This window comes from Blautia sp. MSK.18.38 (assembly GCF_024460535.1).
In the GTDB taxonomy this organism is placed as follows: domain Bacteria; phylum Bacillota; class Clostridia; order Lachnospirales; family Lachnospiraceae; genus Blautia_A; species Blautia_A fusiformis.
In genome coordinates this window covers 61,400-79,428 of the sequence record NZ_JANFYP010000001.1, presented here as the reverse complement: position 1 = coordinate 79,428, position 18,029 = coordinate 61,400, and the positions used below count along the sequence as shown (strand labels likewise).

Annotated in this window: 16 protein-coding genes; 9 read left to right on the top strand and 7 right to left on the bottom strand. The window is 34.7% G+C overall.

Annotation, left to right across the window (positions count from 1 at the left end; genetic code table 11):
• Positions 1–88: 88 nt before the first annotated feature.
• From NE638_RS00385 to NE638_RS00360, 6 genes are all read right to left on the bottom strand, one after another.
• Positions 89–1,003, bottom strand: a complete 915-nt coding sequence (locus NE638_RS00385; RefSeq protein ID WP_173745596.1) for a DUF6551 family protein — start codon at positions 1,001–1,003, stop codon at positions 89–91.
• A gap of 2 nt (positions 1,004–1,005) precedes the next feature.
• Complete coding sequence (locus NE638_RS00380; RefSeq protein ID WP_055196442.1) at positions 1,006–1,926, bottom strand: hypothetical protein; 921 nt, start codon at positions 1,924–1,926, stop codon at positions 1,006–1,008.
• Complete coding sequence (locus NE638_RS00375; protein WP_055057195.1) at positions 1,913–2,329, bottom strand: hypothetical protein; 417 nt, start codon at positions 2,327–2,329, stop codon at positions 1,913–1,915. The genes NE638_RS00380 and NE638_RS00375 overlap by 14 nt, the downstream gene beginning before the upstream one ends.
• Positions 2,289–3,077, bottom strand: a complete 789-nt coding sequence (locus tag NE638_RS00370) for a hypothetical protein (RefSeq protein ID WP_055177523.1) — start codon at positions 3,075–3,077, stop codon at positions 2,289–2,291. The genes NE638_RS00375 and NE638_RS00370 overlap by 41 nt, the downstream gene beginning before the upstream one ends.
• The gene (locus tag NE638_RS00365) at positions 3,074–4,927 is read right to left on the bottom strand and encodes a recombinase family protein (RefSeq protein ID WP_118471001.1); all 1,854 of its coding nucleotides are present in this window, start codon (positions 4,925–4,927) and stop codon (positions 3,074–3,076) included. Before NE638_RS00365 ends, NE638_RS00370 begins: the two co-directional genes overlap by 4 nt.
• Positions 4,928–5,056: 129 nt before the next feature.
• Entirely contained in the window at positions 5,057–5,446 is a 390-nt protein-coding gene (locus NE638_RS00360; RefSeq protein WP_055177530.1) for a helix-turn-helix domain-containing protein, read from the bottom strand.
• 565 nt (positions 5,447–6,011) lie between these two features.
• Between NE638_RS00360 and NE638_RS00355 the strand changes: the two genes are divergently transcribed.
• The 5 genes from NE638_RS00355 (at position 6,012) to NE638_RS00335 (ending at position 11,799) form a co-directional block, all read left to right on the top strand.
• Entirely contained in the window at positions 6,012–6,332 is a 321-nt protein-coding gene (locus NE638_RS00355) for a helix-turn-helix domain-containing protein (RefSeq protein ID WP_013976760.1), read from the top strand.
• A 57-nt stretch (positions 6,333–6,389) separates the two neighbouring features.
• Entirely contained in the window at positions 6,390–6,863 is a 474-nt protein-coding gene (locus tag NE638_RS00350; protein WP_173745595.1) for a chemotaxis protein CheY, read from the top strand.
• Between the two features lie 124 nt (positions 6,864–6,987).
• Positions 6,988–9,786 carry a DNA methyltransferase gene (locus NE638_RS00345; protein WP_173686095.1) on the top strand — a complete coding sequence of 933 codons (2,799 nt, stop codon included), beginning with the start codon at positions 6,988–6,990 and terminating at the stop codon, positions 9,784–9,786.
• A 1,247-nt stretch (positions 9,787–11,033) separates the two neighbouring features.
• On the top strand, positions 11,034–11,201 hold the full coding sequence (locus tag NE638_RS00340) for a transposon-encoded TnpW family protein (RefSeq protein WP_173686096.1): 168 nt from the start codon (positions 11,034–11,036) through the stop codon (positions 11,199–11,201).
• A gap of 73 nt (positions 11,202–11,274) precedes the next feature.
• Positions 11,275–11,799, top strand: coding sequence for a flavodoxin family protein (locus tag NE638_RS00335; protein ID WP_173686097.1), 525 nt, complete (start codon positions 11,275–11,277; stop codon positions 11,797–11,799).
• A gap of 436 nt (positions 11,800–12,235) precedes the next feature.
• Here the strand turns inward: NE638_RS00335 and NE638_RS00330 are convergent, their stop codons facing one another.
• A complete protein-coding gene (locus NE638_RS00330; protein ID WP_055262245.1) occupies positions 12,236–13,033 on the bottom strand; it encodes a helix-turn-helix domain-containing protein in 798 nt (265 codons plus the stop codon).
• Between the two features lie 240 nt (positions 13,034–13,273).
• Here NE638_RS00330 and NE638_RS00325 point away from each other — a divergent pair, with 240 nt between their 5' ends.
• Genes NE638_RS00325 through NE638_RS00310 form a run of 4 tightly spaced genes read left to right on the top strand, consistent with a single transcriptional unit; the run spans position 13,274 to position 18,012 of the window.
• A complete protein-coding gene (locus NE638_RS00325) occupies positions 13,274–14,377 on the top strand; it encodes a tyrosine-type recombinase/integrase (protein ID WP_173686098.1) in 1,104 nt (367 codons plus the stop codon).
• An 18-nt stretch (positions 14,378–14,395) separates the two neighbouring features.
• On the top strand, positions 14,396–16,126 hold the full coding sequence (locus NE638_RS00320) for a tyrosine-type recombinase/integrase (RefSeq protein ID WP_161284630.1): 1,731 nt from the start codon (positions 14,396–14,398) through the stop codon (positions 16,124–16,126).
• Positions 16,113–17,621 (top strand): tyrosine-type recombinase/integrase, encoded by a 1,509-nt coding sequence (locus tag NE638_RS00315; RefSeq protein ID WP_237985075.1) that lies wholly within the window; start codon positions 16,113–16,115, stop codon positions 17,619–17,621. Before NE638_RS00320 ends, NE638_RS00315 begins: the two co-directional genes overlap by 14 nt.
• Complete coding sequence (locus NE638_RS00310; protein WP_008374214.1) at positions 17,605–18,012, top strand: DUF6262 family protein; 408 nt, start codon at positions 17,605–17,607, stop codon at positions 18,010–18,012. Before NE638_RS00315 ends, NE638_RS00310 begins: the two co-directional genes overlap by 17 nt.
• Positions 18,013–18,029 lie beyond the last annotated feature (17 nt).

The window sequence follows — 18,029 nt, the reverse complement described above, 5'->3', positions numbered from 1 at the left end:
AAGATAACATAGTGATTGCATGAAAGAGAGCCTTAAAGCATGGTGTTCTTTTGAAAGTATGGATAGAATAAAGGCTGAAGGCTCTGCGCTATTCGTTTGGCAGAGCCTGAGTATTCTCTTGATCCGTAGAAAATAAATCTAACTGACCTTCTGGAGTGGAACTTTGACCGGATTCATCTTCAGTTGATGGTTCTCTTTTTTTGGGTGTTTTATGAGTGTATAATTTCTCAAAAGGAAGTGAATACTTGGATTTTTTATTGTATTCTAGTAAAAGAGCTTCTGCGAATCCTAATGAACCGGCACGACGTTCTCTGGCAGTACGACTGATTTCCCTGACAGAGACACGCCCAACTTTTTCTTTAAAGGTGTCATCTTTCATTGTTTCTCCATAAGCATTATCCAAACGGGCAATAGCATTAAGCATATTGGAACTAAAGGACATAGGCGCACCTTCCCATGTGGCAACACAAAGGCGTAAAACACGATCAAGAGTGTGAAAACCATATTTTTCATAGATATTAATTAAAGTGGATACAGCACATATACCTCCGGGGCGAGAGGAAGAAGTAATAGTGAGATCATATGATTCAACAAGGTCACGAATAATAAGTTCTCTATCATTACCAGCTTCAATATTAGCCATGAATATTTCATAAGGTAATAACGATTTGACATATTTCATCTGATTTGCAAAAATATCTGCTTCTTGGGTGTAAACAAGATTATCATAAACCATACACCAGACAGGAGTTTCTCTTGATCCAGAGACGAGAGCAACAATCTCTATAGTGTGTTGTCCGTTGAACACATAATTTATCCCATCACGTCTACTTACTTTTACAGGGTTTATCTGATAAAGGTCAAAATTAGCTGCAGCACGCTGAACGTGTTTGATGGAAAGATTACGTTGATAATCTTGATTTGAACATAAATTTTTAATAGGTATTTGCTCAAAATGCACTTGGGGAACAAACTTTTGTAAATCTTCGGTATTTCCATCCATAATTATATTTCCTCCAATTTTTTTAAAATATTATTTGTTGTTGATATTAGGCACATAAGCTGATATTTAAGCTTATATTTTGCTGTATCAGATGCAATTTTAAAATCTGAAACTTTTAATACTCTTTCGATAGAACTGTTCCACGAGGGAATCGTCAATGTAAGACTTGCAATTTCCGCATCTGGATCAAATTGTGGCAGGTTGCGTATTGAAGGAATAGAAACGGAAGATTCTTTCCTTAACATCGGTTTGGCGTAATTATTCCATAGTAATTCCCTTTTCATATCATGATAACTGAGATGTTCTATCTTTTCGGCAAGAAGGTAGTTATTTAGGCTTAAAAGCTGCTCTTTTGATAATCCTGAAAGCTCAATAATATTAGCTTGGGAAATCCAGAGCTGACCAGAACGAACTCGTTTGACAAAATCGGGAACTTTTTCATCAATTATATCTAGTGCACTACTGTAAGCAGAATATTTGTAAACGGTAGCCATTGCTACATTACATTCTTCGGATATTTTTTTCGCTGCGATGCTTGCACCGGAAATATGAGATTTATTCGTAGATGAAAGTTGTCTTGAAACTAAAATTTTTTCAGCATCATATTTTTTCCCAATCAGGTATTTTTTATTGATATTGGTTAAATCCTCTCGTTTAAGTTGGTCAGTACATATCCATGAAATTACATCTTCTTTACTGGAAAAATGGAGTCTTTTTATTCGGAAAGGAATACTGTGTTTACGAAATAATTCATACGCTTCTATACCATTAATGACAATACCATTCCATGTGCAGATTGGGGTGTGATAGGAATGACATAATATCTGTTGTTCAAGTTGTTTATAATCTTTTTCACTGAGATATTGATACAAATTGGTGAATTCTAATTTTGTTTTTAATGTATATATACTATAATTGCGCATACTCATCTCCCATTATTTCTGATTTGAATTCTGTTTGTGGCAGTTTTGTGATGATGTTATCCATGGAAAATAGAGCTATTTTCTTATTTGGGTAAATATTGCCTTCTAAACGAAAAATGTTAAATTTCTCCCAAGAAAGGTTAAGCTGGGAAAGTGAATATAGTAATTCTCGGCTGTACAATTCATAACTGTTACCATTGATGACAAAATAATCCTTAACTTTATGTGCCAATTTATCCTCTGCACAACTAGCCTTTATACCTATCATTTTTTGATCAGGATTAACAAGAAGTTGAATATATTCTGGGTTACCAATTTGACGGAGTGTATTGCGGTGGATTCGTATACGATTCTTTTTAAAGTCAATACATATTAGTGGATGGGAAGAGTGTTTGTTGTTCATAGGATTTTTCCTCACTTTCTGTTGTTGATGGTTCTTTTGCTTTTTCTATGGATTTATCAGTTGCCTTCTTCTTTTCTTGTATGTCAAATACTGCGTAGCCTTCAAATATATTGACTTGCATTGATTTTTGATGTTCTTCCACTGGAATACCGAACTGATTCTTCCATTCTTCAGGATAAGAAGGTGTCCTAGCAGTGGTTACAGTTCCATTGTCTTTTAGTGTACGAGGAAATATTTCAGGTGAAGTTAAATCGAAAATGAACAGTATTTCATTGCCAGAACGAATTAGTTTGCCGAGAATCTTGTACCGATAATTAGGATTCCAGTCCATGAGAGATATCACTTTAGCAAAGAAAATTCGACAGGTGATTTGTTTTGGCGAACGCTTTTTTCCAGAGGAACACCAACGAAAAGAGTCTTTTTCTTCTTCTCGACAGGGACGGACAGCCAGTTTTTTTTCAATGGGATTGACTAATATTTGCACATATTCGACATCGGGTAGTTTTTTTATGCAGGCGGTATTTACAGATACCTTGTAGTTATTAAACGTAAACGAAGGTTCGTAAATATGAGCGAAGAATTCGCCACGTACAACTTGATAACCGTCATAGCTGAAAGAATCATCGTCAATGACTTCCATTTGATTTGAGGGGCTGGGTGCGACTGTTATTGGCATAGGTGTGTTGATTTTCATCATATCAGAAGGTTCTGTAGTCATATTCCATTGATTTATAGGTTGCTCGCTCATTGGGTGTCTCCTTTAATTTCTGTAATAATATTCTTTATATTTTGTATAATGGTTTCTTTGGGAGTGGTTTGTAGCTCGGGTTCTTTATAAGGTTTACTTTCTGAAGCAGTCTGCCAGTTTTTGTCCGCTGTAAATTCTGTTAATTCTGGCGCTTGAGACTGAGTATAGTAATTATTACCGAAGCTATTCATCCAGTCGGCAGGATAAGCTAACACACTCTTAGAATCAGATATTGTATCAGGCGTGTTATTGTTGGGGGCGGATACGTCGTTGGTATTTGTCGGTATTCGTATTTCTGTATCGTCCATGTTGAAAATAAGGACATTTTCATTGTCTTTTTGGTGGGCAACTCCTAATATTCTATATTTGCATTTTTTGTCCCATTTAAATATCTCGTATAATGTTGGCAAAAATGCAGCGCCGGAAATTGGTTTTGGAATAAGTTGACCATCTTTGAGACGTGACCACTGCACTTTATTTTTTGTTTCAGAGGAACATGGTCGGATAGCAAGTAGTTTTGAGCTTGGGTGTATTAGCAGTTCGACAAATTTTATGTTTGGAAATTTCCGTATAGCATCTTTGTTAAAAGAGATCTGTTTATATGAAAAAGAAACAGAAATCCGACCAACAGAGGAGAAAAATTGTCCTCTGGCAACTTCATAGTCTCTTAAATCGAAGGAACCGGCGGAAGCAGTAATTGTATCAGGTACATTCATATTTGCCGGTTTAAGGACGCTTTGAGATGCTTCAAAGTAGTCTCTGGCTTTAAATCCAGACCATCTTGGATTAATGCTTATAAATCCACTTAGAGAGCCTTCTTGTATCACATGTAATTCTGGTAAAATCTCTTTATTTCCATATTTCGCATTTGTAATTAATTTTTGAACAGCTATGAAATCATCTCGGGAGATAATAGCTTCGTGATGTCCGACTTTTCTGTATTGATTACGGTCTTGATTGTTTTTCCTTGATTTATGGTCAAGATAATTTGGAGTCCATGTTTTTCTCGCCAGAACATCCCCACAATGGCGTTCATTTTGAAGGATTTGTAGTATGGTACTGGATGACCAGACATCATTATTCTTTTTTGTTTTACAACCGAGTTCTGTCAAAGAATCAGCAATTTGTTGAGTACTGCTTCCATTCAGATACATATAAAAAATAAGCTGCACAATTTTAGCTTCATGTGGATTGATTACAAGATCTCCATTTTCGTCTTGGTCATATCCGAGCAGAGGAGGTGTAAGGAATATTCCCCGACGAAAACGCATTTCAATGGAAGAATTCATAATTTCACTTTTGGTATGACTTTCTTCCTGCGCAAGTGTTGACATGAATGACAGAATCATTTCGCTTTTGGGATCAAGAGTATTTAAATGCTCTGTTTCAAAAAATACACCGACGGGTGGACGGAGTGAAGAAAGCTCTCGTACATATCGGATACAGTCAACAACGTTTCTTGCAAATCGGGATACACTTTTTGTTATGATTAAATCAATTTTTCCGGCTTCACAATCTTCAATCATTTTTTTGAATGCATCTCTATGTTGAAGCGAAGTGCCGGAAATGCCTTCGTCGGCATATATTTCTACAAGCATCCAATTCGGATTTTTATTTACTACATCCTGATAATGATTTTTCTGCAATTCATATGAGGATGTTTGGCGTGGATCATCCGTAGATACCCTTGCATATACAGCTACTCGTAGTTTTTTTTCTGTTTTAAAAATATCCTCTGGTGGAAGTGCCGGAATTACTTCCAGTTCTTCTGGATCAATACCTTTGTATCTTTGCCGGATTCTGGCTTTCTGTTCATCAATATTACTGCTTCGTTCTTCACTTTCTTTCATCAATAGCGACATCCTTTATAGTTGATATAACTATCATAGAATTTTTGGATTGAAAAAGACATAAACCATCGGTTAAGTGATTAACGGATGGTTTATGTAGAAATAGATATTTGATTGTTATTGAATGATTTAATAATCATTCAGGTTATCAGCATCGTAATTGTGTTTTGAGGATAGATGCCAATCATTGATTCGTAAAATGTTTTTTATGGCTGAAAGAACCTCGAATATGTAACGTTTTTCAGTGCTGGTACAATCTGCCATTAATAAATCAATGTCAGTTTGATATTCAGTAGGATTGTATAACAAGTTCCCATAGAGTAATTCATCAATAGTAATTTCAAGTGCGTTGCTAATTTTGATTAAAGATTCTAAACTGGGTTTACGCTTGGCATTTTCTATATAGCTTATATAAACAGTAGAAAGATCAGCAATTTCAGCCAGCTCCTCGGCAGATAATCCTCGTTGTTTGCGGGTTTCTCTTATACGTTTGCCTATAAGTGCATAATTTATTTCCATGTCCTCACCTCCTTTCCATCACAACTTGACTTTTTTGTGTTGTAGATAGAAAAAATGGTGAGCTACACAACAGCAATTGGTTGTATAAAGAGAAGTATATCATATGTATATAGCAAAAAGAAGATTGTCGATTGATGGGAGAAAAAGGCGATGAGTTGTAATTGAACAACAGCGAAAAAAGGGTTATCATTTATGTATTAAAAATTATGTCTGGGAGGAAAATACATGGCAGATAAAGAGGAAATCAAAACACTGGAGGATTAGAGGAAAAAGGAAGAATACTGCGGGGAGTACAAAGAAAAATTCCGGCAGATGTGCCAAGAAAATAAAATGATAAAGGGTTCGACAGTGTTGAAACTATATGATAAAATTGAAGAAATACAAAGAGAATATGAGCATTTAGATAATAAGCTGACATTAATGGAATACAACTTTATATAGTTCTATTTTTTTTGTTTTAATACTACTGTTTCCCTTAGTAAATACTTGTAAGATACATCTCTAATATTTTTTCGGATTTCTAGTTACAATTAAGGTAACTACTATCGGAAAGAGGTGTATTTACTTGCGTACAGAGGATTATATTGCGGACAATATTATAGCTTTATGTAAAAAACGTGATATGAGTAAATATCGGCTGTCACAATTGACTGGTATATCTCAATCTTCGATTGGAAAAATTATTGCTAAAGAAAGTTTACCCACTATGCCTACTGTAGAAAAGATATGTGATGCACTGGGAGTAACAATGGCACAATTCTTTGCCGGAATGGATGTTCCAGTAAGCTTATCAGAATCACAACAAGAGGTTCTGAATATTTGGAATAATCTTGATGAAAAAGAACAGAATGTAGTGATACAAATGCTCCGGGGACTTCAAAAATAAAGGAAACAGTTGTAACGAAAATGTTGACTGTTTCTTTTTTTATGGAGTTGGGAGATTATGGTGATTGAAAAGAAATATTATGATATTGCACAGCGTGAATTGGAAGAAATGCAAAGAGAAATTAATGCAGAAAAAGCGCAAATGTCAGAAGAAGAGATACTAGAGGATAAAAAATGGCATGATGAACAATTGGAAACAATTATAAAAAAGGCAGAAGCTCATATGCGTCGTTTTAAGAAAGTTCCAGATCCTCAAAAAGTAGTGAAATTTACTTTTTTACAAAAAGATGCATTGGAAATTGCCCGAAATATGCAGATGAATATAAAAACTGAGCGTAAAGAAGATGATTTATGGGGGACGATAGAAATGTCATTTAATAATATGTGGTTTTTAGATTCGGCTCCTAGTGAATGCAAAGATATTTGGAATAACTTGATGAAAGAAGCTCAGAGAGTGTATATAGAAGCAAAAGATAACATGATCATGTATCAATATTATTATGATTTGGCGGTAGAAGTTCCTTGTGTGTAGACAAAATACAAATAATGATATATGAATGCTGTTCTGTAATAATTTTATGATATACTGTGGATATGATATGTAAAAATAGTCGGAGAAAGATTTGTGAATGTACGATTATTTAGGAGGAAAAAGCATGACAGATGCAGAACAAAGAGAGGCTGCCCGTCAATTTGTAAACCGATGGATGGGAAAAGGGAAAGAAGATGAAGATGGACGTTCTTATTGGATTGATTTATTGACGAATGTTTTGGGAATGGATAATGTGACAGAACGTTTGAACTTTGAAAAGAAAGTTGTAATTGATGGAAATACAAAACGTATTGATGTATATATTCCTGAAACACGAGTAATTATTGAACAGAAGAGTCTTGGAAAAGCATTGGATCAGAAAATCAGGAATTCAGGAGATGTTGATCTTACTCCATTTGAACAGGCAGACAGATATAATGGGAAGCTGACTTTTGATGAAAGAGCTCGGTGGATTGTTACGTCAAATTTTGCTGAAATTTGGATTTATGATATGAACCAGAAACAGCCAGAACCGACAAAGATTGCTTTAGATGAATTACAAAGCAAATATCCATTGTTGGACTTCTTGGTGAAAAAGGAAGTAAAGACAATATCGCATGAAATGGAAGTATCAATAAAAGCAGGAGGTATTGTTGGGCTTCTTTATGATGCGTTTTTAAAACAATATCGTATACCAGATATTAAGGAAAAGGATGAAACATTTGAGCAGAAAGAAAAAAGAGAGCATAAACTAAAGAGCCTGAATGCTTTATGTGTGCGAATTGTTTTTTGCTTGTATGCAGAAGATGCTGGTATTTTTGGAAAGAGAAATATGTTCCATGATTATTTGGAAACATATGAAGTAAAGGATTGCCGGAGAGCTTTAATAGAATTATTTAAGATATTGGATACACCTGTATCAGAGCGAGACGAGTATTTGGAGGAAGAACTTGCTCAGTTCCCGTATGTAAATGGTGGGTTATTTGCTGATGAAACTATTGAGATACCACCTTTTACAGAGGAAATTAAAGAATTACTTCTTACAAAAGCGTCAGAAGATTTTGATTGGAGTGATATTTCTCCAACTATATTTGGAGCGGTATTTGAATCTACATTAAATCCTGAGACCAGACGTTCAGGAGGAATGCATTATACATCTATTGAAAATATTCATAAAGTTATTAGTCCGCTTTTTTTGGAAGATTTGCAAAAGGAATTTGATAGTATTAGAGCAATTCAAGTGAAGCGTACCAGAGATAAAAAATTGGAAGAATTCCAAAATAAATTGGCATCACTTACATTTTTTGATCCTGCGTGTGGTTCCGGAAATTTCCTTACAGAAACATACCTGTCGCTTCGTCGTTTGGAGAATGAGGTGATAAAGGAAAAAGTTGGCGGACAAATGACATTGGTAGAGGTAAATAATCCAATTAGAGTTTCTATTCAGCAATTTTATGGAATAGAGATTAACGATTTTGCAGTTACAGTTGCAAAAACGGCTTTATGGATTGCAGAATCTCAAATGTTGGAAGAAACGAAAAATATTGTGTATGGATTTAATGATGATTTTCTTCCTTTAAAGACATATGTAAATATCACAGAAGGAAATGCATTAAGAATTGATTGGAATGATGTAATTCCTGCAGAAAAATTATCGTTTATAATGGGAAATCCGCCATTTGTAGGAGCACGTTGGATGGCGTCGGAGCAGAAGGAAGATGTTGAGAAGATATTTGAAGGATGGAAGAGTATAGGAAATCTTGATTATGTTAGTTGCTGGTATAAAAAAGCAGCTGACTATATGGAAAATTATAATATCAGAGCAGCATTGGTATCAACTAATTCAATTACACAGGGAGAAAGTGTTTCGATTCTCTGGAAACCGCTTTTTGAATCAGGTGTACATATTGATTTTGCATACAGAACATTTATATGGGATAGTGAAGCGTCAATAAAAGCGCATGTTCATTGTGTAATTGTTGGCTTTAGCAGAGCTGTAAATAATAAGCAGAAAATAATTTATTCAGGTGAGAACGCAATTCCGGCGAATAATATTAATGGATATTTGCTTGATGCAGAAAATATATTCATTGAAAAAAGAATGAAACCATTGTGTAATGTTCCTGAAATAGCATTAGGTGGGCAAGCAATTGATGGTGGATTTTTAATATTGACGGAAGAGGAAAAGGAAGAGTTTTTGGAAAAAGAACCACAAGCTTCTCCGTTTTTTAGACATTATATGATGGGAAAAGATTTTATTGATCGAAAGCCGAGATATTGTATTTGGCTTGTTGGAGCTGATCCTGGATTATTAAAAAAATGTCCGATGATATTAGAACGGGTGAATAAAGTACGTGAATTTAGACTTAGTAGTACAAGAGCGAACACAAAAAAAGCGGCTGAGAATCCAACTTTATTTGCATCAATACTTGAACATAAAAATCAATATATTGCGATTCCCAAAGTTTCTTCTCAGAATCGTAGATATATTCCAATGGATTATTTAGATGGTGAAATTATTCCGGGAGACAAATTATTCACTATGCCAAATGCATCATTTTATGAATTTGGTGTATTGATGTCGAATGTTCATATGGCATGGATGCGAGCAGTGTGTGGAAGATTAAAAAGTGATTATAGTTATTCAAACACAATAGTGTATAACAATTTCCCGTGGCCTGTAGTAACGGAGAAGAATCGGGAACAAATTGAAAAATCGGCACAGGAAATTTTGAAAGCAAGAACATTATATCCTAATAGTAATCTTGCGGCTTTATATGATCCTTTAACAATGCCAGCCGAGTTACGGCGAGCACATACTGCAAATGATAAAGCTGTTATGGCTGCGTATGGCTTTAGTACAAAAATGACGGAAGCAGATTGTGTGGGAGAGTTGATGAAATTATACCAGAAAATGCAATGATAAAAGTTTATAGAGCTGTTTTTTGCTCAAAGTAAAATATTTGAAAACATAGAATATTCCAAATCCATAAAAGATGAATGAAAACCAATATGGGAATTTTACAAGTATTACAAAATTTGTAAAATTTTCATATTGGTTTTTTTGTAATCTGAAAAAATTATAAATTTGGATATCGAGTAAGGTATCGGATTTTTGATTTTTATGTATTTTTCAATTTTGGATATGGCTCCGAAATTGGCAATTTTGCGGAAGTGTATCCACACTTCCTGTCCTTGCTGTTTTTATAATCACATGGTGATTTCACAGGGATATAGGGCTGTTTAGCCTATTTTTTCTCCCTGTGCTGTGACCGAAGAAATTCGAGGAACCAATTATATATTTATGCTGAATGTGAGGAACTGGGGAGCACAATCCTCAGCAAGAATCCTACATCCGGAAAATATCATATTGCTAAAATAGCGATATGGTATTACCGGGGTGGATCTTGCTCTAGTGTGTACTGAGACCTCGGCATAAATAGAAAAATGGGTTTGGGGAATCCCCAGCAAGATGAAAACCTGATGAGAGAATATTGTGATGAAAGACAATATTGTTAAACACAGGTGGATCTTGCTCTGGGGTAAGAAAGAAGTATCTTTATATTATCAAAATGATATTTGGAGTTTATGTTGTTGGAAAGTCGTAAGCAGGAAGATAACTTCAAGTTGTTGGTGCAAATATAATGAATAGAAGTGTCCAGTACATTTTTGGTGATGGGTATTTTGGTGGAATCCATTTTTATTTATTTTTGAATAATAAAATTTTGAATCTGCAGCCGATTCTGCCTGCCGGACAATGTTTTTAGATATCTGTAAACGTCACGGACCGGAACTTGATGAAGAACCATCGGATGATGGAAGAAAGTATTTGGAAACACGATAGAAGCAAACGCTGTACTTATCGTCTTGTCTGGCAGGGAAGATTATTAGGCATTAACCAGAGAGATATCGGCAGAGAAAACAGAAGTGATAGACAATGATATTTGTTAGATATGCTTCTTGTCGTTGGCTGCATCATATTAAAACGCTTTTTACGTTAAAAAAGTGCTGTGATCACAAGGCTTTTTGCAAGCAAAAATGAAAAGGCTATATATAGGTAGCCTGTGAAACTGGAAGTGCCCATTTTGGGCCTGATTTAAAGAATAATGTTCTGACAGAGACCAATGGAATGACTCTCTGCTGGGGCTCCAAAAGAAAGGAGAAATGATTATGGAAAAAATGATGAATACAAAAACAGAGGGTAACACATTTACAAAGAAAATCGGGAAGACAGTCTATGTTGTCCGTTATCATTTCAATGAAAATGCAAAGGAAACAATGCAGGAGAAGATTAACCGGATGCTGGTTACAGAAGCAAGTCGACAGGCAGTGTATTAAAATTAGGTGGATGTAATTGAAGAAAAAATATGATATCATGTGAGTAACAAATCGGAAGTTGGAGGATACACGCATGAAAATTGTAATCATTAATGGAAGTGCCAGAAAAGGAAATACGCTGGCAGCAATCAATGCATTTATAAAAGGAGCGTCAGAAAAGAATGAAATTGAAATCATTGAACCCGACAAACTCAACATTGCACCATGCAAGGGATGTGGTGTCTGTCAATGCTCTAAGGGATGCGTCGATAAGGATGATACAAATTCTACCATTGATAAAATTGCTGCCGCAGATATGATTCTTTTTGCTACACCAGTTTATTGGTGGGGAATGTCAGCACAATTGAAACTTATCATTGATAAGTGCTACTGCCGTGGATTGCAGTTAAAAAACAAAAAAGTTGGCACAATTGTTGTAGGTGGTTCTCCCGTAGGCAGCATCCAGTATGAGCTGATTGATAAGCAGTTTGACTGTATGGCAAAATATCTTTCATGGGATATGCTTTTCAAAAAATCATATTATGCAACAGCCAGAGATGAACTTGAAAAAAATAAGGATTCCATGAACGAACTTGAGTGGATTGGAAAAAATTTATAAAGCACACACCAAATTACAGTTTGTAGAATTCAAAAATTTAATATGAAATGTGAGATAGAGCGTATGGAAATAATCTATACGTTCTATTTTTTTGCCTTTTTTGAAAAAGTGATTAAAAAACTATTGACATTTTGTTACTGGTAGAAGCAGATGGTTATAAAAAGCTTTTGATAACTATGAGTGCAAAAACAGATAGCTGCGAAAATTTATTATGAGCTAATAGCAAAATTTGATATTTTGTGATATTGAGGGTATGGGGAATCGTAATCTCCATTAAGTTCGTCAGAGAATCATAATCCAGAAATGGGATTTTGAGTTACTCTAGGCGATACTTGCTTTAGAAAATGATTTGCCATAATGAGTTAGAACATGGGAGGAGGAAGCGTTAAAAAAAGAGAGAGCCATAAGCAACTCTCTCTGTGATAAAACCAAAAAGTTATAGTATCAGTGATTCGGTAAGATTACAAAAATCCTTAACAGGAATATTTTCTTTAAGTGGTAAAGCTGTCTCTAAAAAGGTTTCGTCTGCAAATCTTTCGAGTTCAGAATCAAAATGTATAATAGAAGCATTTGTATTTAATTGGTATGGCGGAATTGTAATAAAATAATCATAATCTTCGTAAGAAGGAGTGGCGCAAGAAACTTTGATTTTTCCGCCCAATTTCAATTTTGCAAATTCTCCATAAATGGCAGTTAAGGCTTTTTTCCTTTCTTCATCAGAAGTAATTCTATCTACATATCTAATATACCAATAATCTATATTTCCCTCTTTTAATTCAATTAAATAATCGTATGATCTGGGCGTTCCAGATTTTATTGTCCATTCAACTTTATGAAGACTTGTCATCATGGAAAGTCCACGCATTAAGGTAGAAAAAAACTTTTCATGCACCTGAACAGTAGAGAGATCCAAAGAAAATCCATTGTCTGCAATTATCTTTTTTCGTTCCCGTATTTTTTTAGAAGAATATCCCGTTGCATCATATAATTCTTGGATAAGTTCTGGATCATCAATGGCTTTTGCAATTTTATCAATAGTGCTTTTATATGGTCTTCCAGATCGGACACCGTTGAGCATTCGTGAAATGGTTGCATTATTTAAGCCTGTTTGTTCAGATAATTCTTTTTGTGTTTTTTTCTGTAAAATGATTTGAAGTATATTGATGAATCTTTCCTGATCGTAAACGCTGTCAGGATTTATTAGTGTGCCTGAATTTGATATAAATTCGTTCATTCAAATCTCCTCTTGACTTCTTTGACTTTGTATAAATTGACTTCTTGTATTTTATTTTATCAATTATATCCCTAAAAATCAATTTAAAACATAAAGAAATCAAAAAATGCTTTATTGATATTCTCTTAAAAGTCAAAGAAGTCAAAAACGTAATTGACATTTTGATATCTTTGTGTATAATGTAAATCAAGAAGTCAAAGAAGTCAAACGAATCGAAAAGAAAGGAAGGAGGGCTGTGGATTGAAATATAGGGTTGTTTCGGTTTTGAAAGATAATAGACCACGTTTTTTGATTATTTCTGATATTGAAGAAATTGAAATTCTTCCATCAAAGTATTTGAAGCATCTGGATCAGATTAATGCTTCTCCGAATACTGTAAAATCCGCAGCCTTCGCACTTTCATATTATTACAATTATCTGCAGGAGCAAACGATAGGATTGGATGAGATTACATTGCTATCCTATTCAGAGCAGAATAAACATTTTATTGATTTCTTGTATTGGGTTAAGAGTGGAAAGCATACTGAGCATAATACACAGACGAGCAATAAGACCTGCAATATGTATCTTGGTGCAGTCTTCAGATACTACCAGTTTTTGGCACTGGAAGATGTTTTGCCAATGCTTAAAGTCTTACGAGTAAAAAAAGTATCATATTTTGACAGTATGGGAGTAAATCATCAAAATGCAGTGAATTCGTTTAAAGGTTTCTTCAAAGAAGAAGAACCTAATCTGGAAGAAATAACATCCGAAGAAATACAGGAGCTGATAAATGCCTGTACGAATGATAGAGATCGATTGCTGATAGCAATGATGGCAGAAACCGGTCTTAGATTAGGGGAAATTCTGGGAATCCATTATACCGAAGATATTGATTTTGAAAGAAGGACGGTTCGGGTAAGGTATCGTGAATCCAATACCAACTTGGCAAGAGCAAAAAATGCAGAATATAGAATGGCTTTGTTAAGTAATACAACTTTTGAGTTCTTGGTTAAGTACATTTCTGATAACCGAAAAAGTCTGATGAACTCGGAGTATCTATTTACAAAATTAACTGGAAAAAACAAAGGAGAGCCATTAGATGCGGCTTCTGTGTATAGCATGTTGAAAAGGCTATCCAAAAAAACGGATATCAATTCCCATCCGCATCAGCTCCGACACTATTTTGCGGAGGAAAGAAGAAAAGAAGGATGGGATTTGAATGACATTCGTTTTGCCCTGGGGCATAAGAAAGTTGAAACTACCATTAAATACTTGGGTGAAAATAATGAACGATTGATAGAAGCGACAGATCAATACTACTCAAATAATGAAGATTTATACCAAATTGCAGATTTTCTGTAAAAGGAAGGAGGGATTACCTTGGCAGTATTAAAAATTGTTCCGAAGTTATATCAGGAAAAAATATCTGAGAAATTAAAGGAAGAAATATCTTTAGTTACGACTGGAGAAGCAAAATACTATAACCGGTTATACAAATTTTTTCAGTATACAGATATACAGTGTACTGCAGATATTAACTATGAAACGAGAAAAATGTATATGGATTCTCTTGAAAAAGAGGATATTTCAGAAAAATATAAAGAGGAATTACTGAGCTTATTTGATCGTTTAAAAATAGAAAATATGCCAGATGTCTATTCACAAGGAAAGCCCTTCTCTGTAGAACAGGAGTTTTTTAAGCAAGACAAATTGTTTTTGCTGTATGTCCCCAATAAGAAGAAAGCACAATCTTTTCGTCAGGTGGTCGATAAGAATGATTTGTTATGGGACTTAACGGGGATACATTCATCACAGTTGGTGCGACAGACAAAAATATTGCTGTGTGAAATTCTGAATATGGATAAGGTACAAAGACATCGAAGATATTTTTTAGAACCATTAAAAGCACTTATACGGTTTTGCGATAAGTACGGAATAGATGATATTGAAGAAATGGAACAGGCAGACGAAAACAGATTTTATCTGTATTTAAACAAGGAGTCGGAAATTATAAAAAAACAGGCTTCTAAGATTGTTGAGTTTGCGAGAAGAACGTTATTTCTGACAGATTCAGAGACAAATTGGCGAGCGTGTATCTGGTATATGGATAGGTTTCAGTTTGATAAATCGAGAATCAATGCCAGTTCACCTGTTAAAAGCCTTTCATTTATTAATATTTACGAAAAAGAAAATCGTTGGTATTTACAATTATACACAAAATATTTGGTCGGGATATCGGATCTGTCTTTATCAAATATCCGAAATACAATAAGTTTTATTTCACAATTTTTAAAATATCTGGATGGACAGAGTAAGAAAGTAACTGAACTGGAGATACAAGATATAGAGGGTTATGTGTCTGTTTTGGATAAGTCCGATATTAAGTATTCTACTTTTAACCGATATATCACACATATGCATACATTTCTACAGTTTTTGAAAATGAAAAATATTGAAGTGTTGAAGTTTTATCCGGAACGATTTTTAAAAAAAGGTTTTTCAGAACACAATGAAAGAAGTGTTCCAGAAAAAACAATTGCTCATCTGATTAAGGAGCTGCCGGCATTCCCAGAGCATTTACAGTTGATGTATTTGATTTTGTTTTGCACAGGAATTAGGAAAAGCGAGGTTTGTACAATAAAATCGGGAGCCTTTTATTCACAAGGCAATGAGAATTGGATGCGCATATATCAAAGCAAAATGCGGAGAGAAAAAGTCATTCCTGTTCCCAGTTTATTGGTTGGACTGGTGAATGATTATGAAAAAAAGTACGGAATAAAAAATGGGGAGTATTTATTCAAAAATAAAAAGGGTGGTGCATTTAATGGACAGACATTTTCAAATCAGATGATTCGGGAGTGTAAGGTTCGTGGGATTGCCTGCGGAGATTATATCTTTAGAGCACACGATTACAGACATAACCTTGCAACTTCAATGTACGGAAATGGGGTTTCTATACAAGGGGTACGAGATTATCTAGGACATTCAAGTGAGAATATGACAAAACAGTACATTGATTTCATGCCGGAACGTATTGTATCGGCTGAAGATAAATATTTCTCTAAAAATCAGTCATTTAAATTGAAAGGAGCAGAAGATGATGAAAGGTAATATTAATTTGATTTCGTATGACTGTTATCAACAAGCTACAGAAAAACAGTTGGCAGGACTGAAATGGAAGGAAAACAGGGTGTACTACATATCAGAGATTCATAATGAAAAGATGCAGGATGAGATTTATGGGTATATCGATGATAGATGTAGACGTTTGTCATTATCAACAGTAGTAAATGATATTTACAGATTTGATCTGTTGAAAGAATTTCTGAATGAGAAGTGTACAAGTTGTAGCAGCATCACTGATAAAAAATGGGAAGAACTGGAGAGAAGTTATAAAGCATTTTTATATAAAAAAGGATTGGCGCTGTATGTTAGAAGAAATAGACCGGATAGGCGGAATGTTGAGCAACAAAGTAGCGCTCAGATTTCTTTTCTGAAAATGTATTATGAGTATGTTGTGAAGTGTAAAACAGCAGATATTCCAGAAAATGAAAAAGATGTATGGGATATGAGAAAGTTGGATATTGTGCCAAGGAGTAATCCGATTCGTGGAAGATATAGATTAGATTTTCGTGAGATCAGGCAGAAAGAATTTAAAGAGATAATAAAGAAAATATTGTATAGCCACTGCCAGACAAAAGCAATGGGTAGTATAAAAGGTGAATTGCGTGGATTCCGTCGGTTTGCTAGTTTCATGTATGATCGATTCCCAGAAGTAAAGCACTTTACAGAAATTAGCAGGGATATGATAGAAGATTATCTGGTTTATATAAAAACGGATACCGGTCTTACATCAGTCAGTTACACGACAGAGCTGTCGGTTTTGGATAATCTGTTGGATGAAATAGGGCGTGAACTGGAAATAGGAAATATATGCAACCTTTTTCTGTCCAGTGATTGCAGAGCATATGACAACGCTTTACCAGAAGCGTATTCAGATGCAGAAATCAGAAGATTTAATTGTGCATTAACAAAATTAAAGCCCCAGTTAGGCAGATGTTTAATAATACATCAGATGCTCGGTACAAGAATAGAGGATACGTTGACTTTGCGAAGGGATTGCTTATCTGAGAAATCTGGACATTATTTTATAACTATTATCCAGCAGAAAACAAGGAAATACAAAAGACCAGTTAGCGATCAGCTGGCAGAATTGATTAGAAAAGCAATAGAAGTTTCAGAAAAGGAGCATCCAGATTCAGAATATATTTTTCTGCAAGATAATGGAAAATTGTATACAGATTCAATGCTGAAATATCATGTAAATATCATGATTTATGAAAATGATATCAGGGATGATAAGGGAAATTATTTTGAGTTTCGTACACATCGTTTTAGACATACTTTTGGAGTAAAACTTACAGAAATGAAATTAGATGATGATAGCATTGCAAGGCTGTTGGGGCATAAGGATACACGAACCATACCACATTATCGGCGGTTAAGAAACGAAGCATTAGCGGAGGATACAAAGGCTGTACGAGATGAAATGAATGAATTATTAGCACAATACAGGAGGGAAAAGGAAAATGCAGAAACACGATAAAATGGTAGCACTGGCAAAAGAAAAAAGTGCGGAAATGACGGAAACAGCAATAACAGCTATTGAAACAATGTATAGAAAAAATATAAAAATTTCAGTTGCTGAACTTACAAAACTAACAGGACTTTCCAGAGGTTTTTTCTATAATAATCCGAATGTGAAACAGGTCATGATGGAATTGAAGGAAAAACAACAGGGAATGATATTGCGAAATCCTAAAAGTGATGCTATTGCAAAAGCACAGGAAGCACGGATTAAGAGTTTAGAACAGAAATTATCCGATAGTGTTCCGAAAAACGAATATGAAAGTCTTCAGAAAAAATATGAAGAATTACAGGTGAAATATAGTCAAATGAAAAAGGGAACACTGTTGAAGATGTACGACCAATTATAGGAAGAAAAGGAGAATAT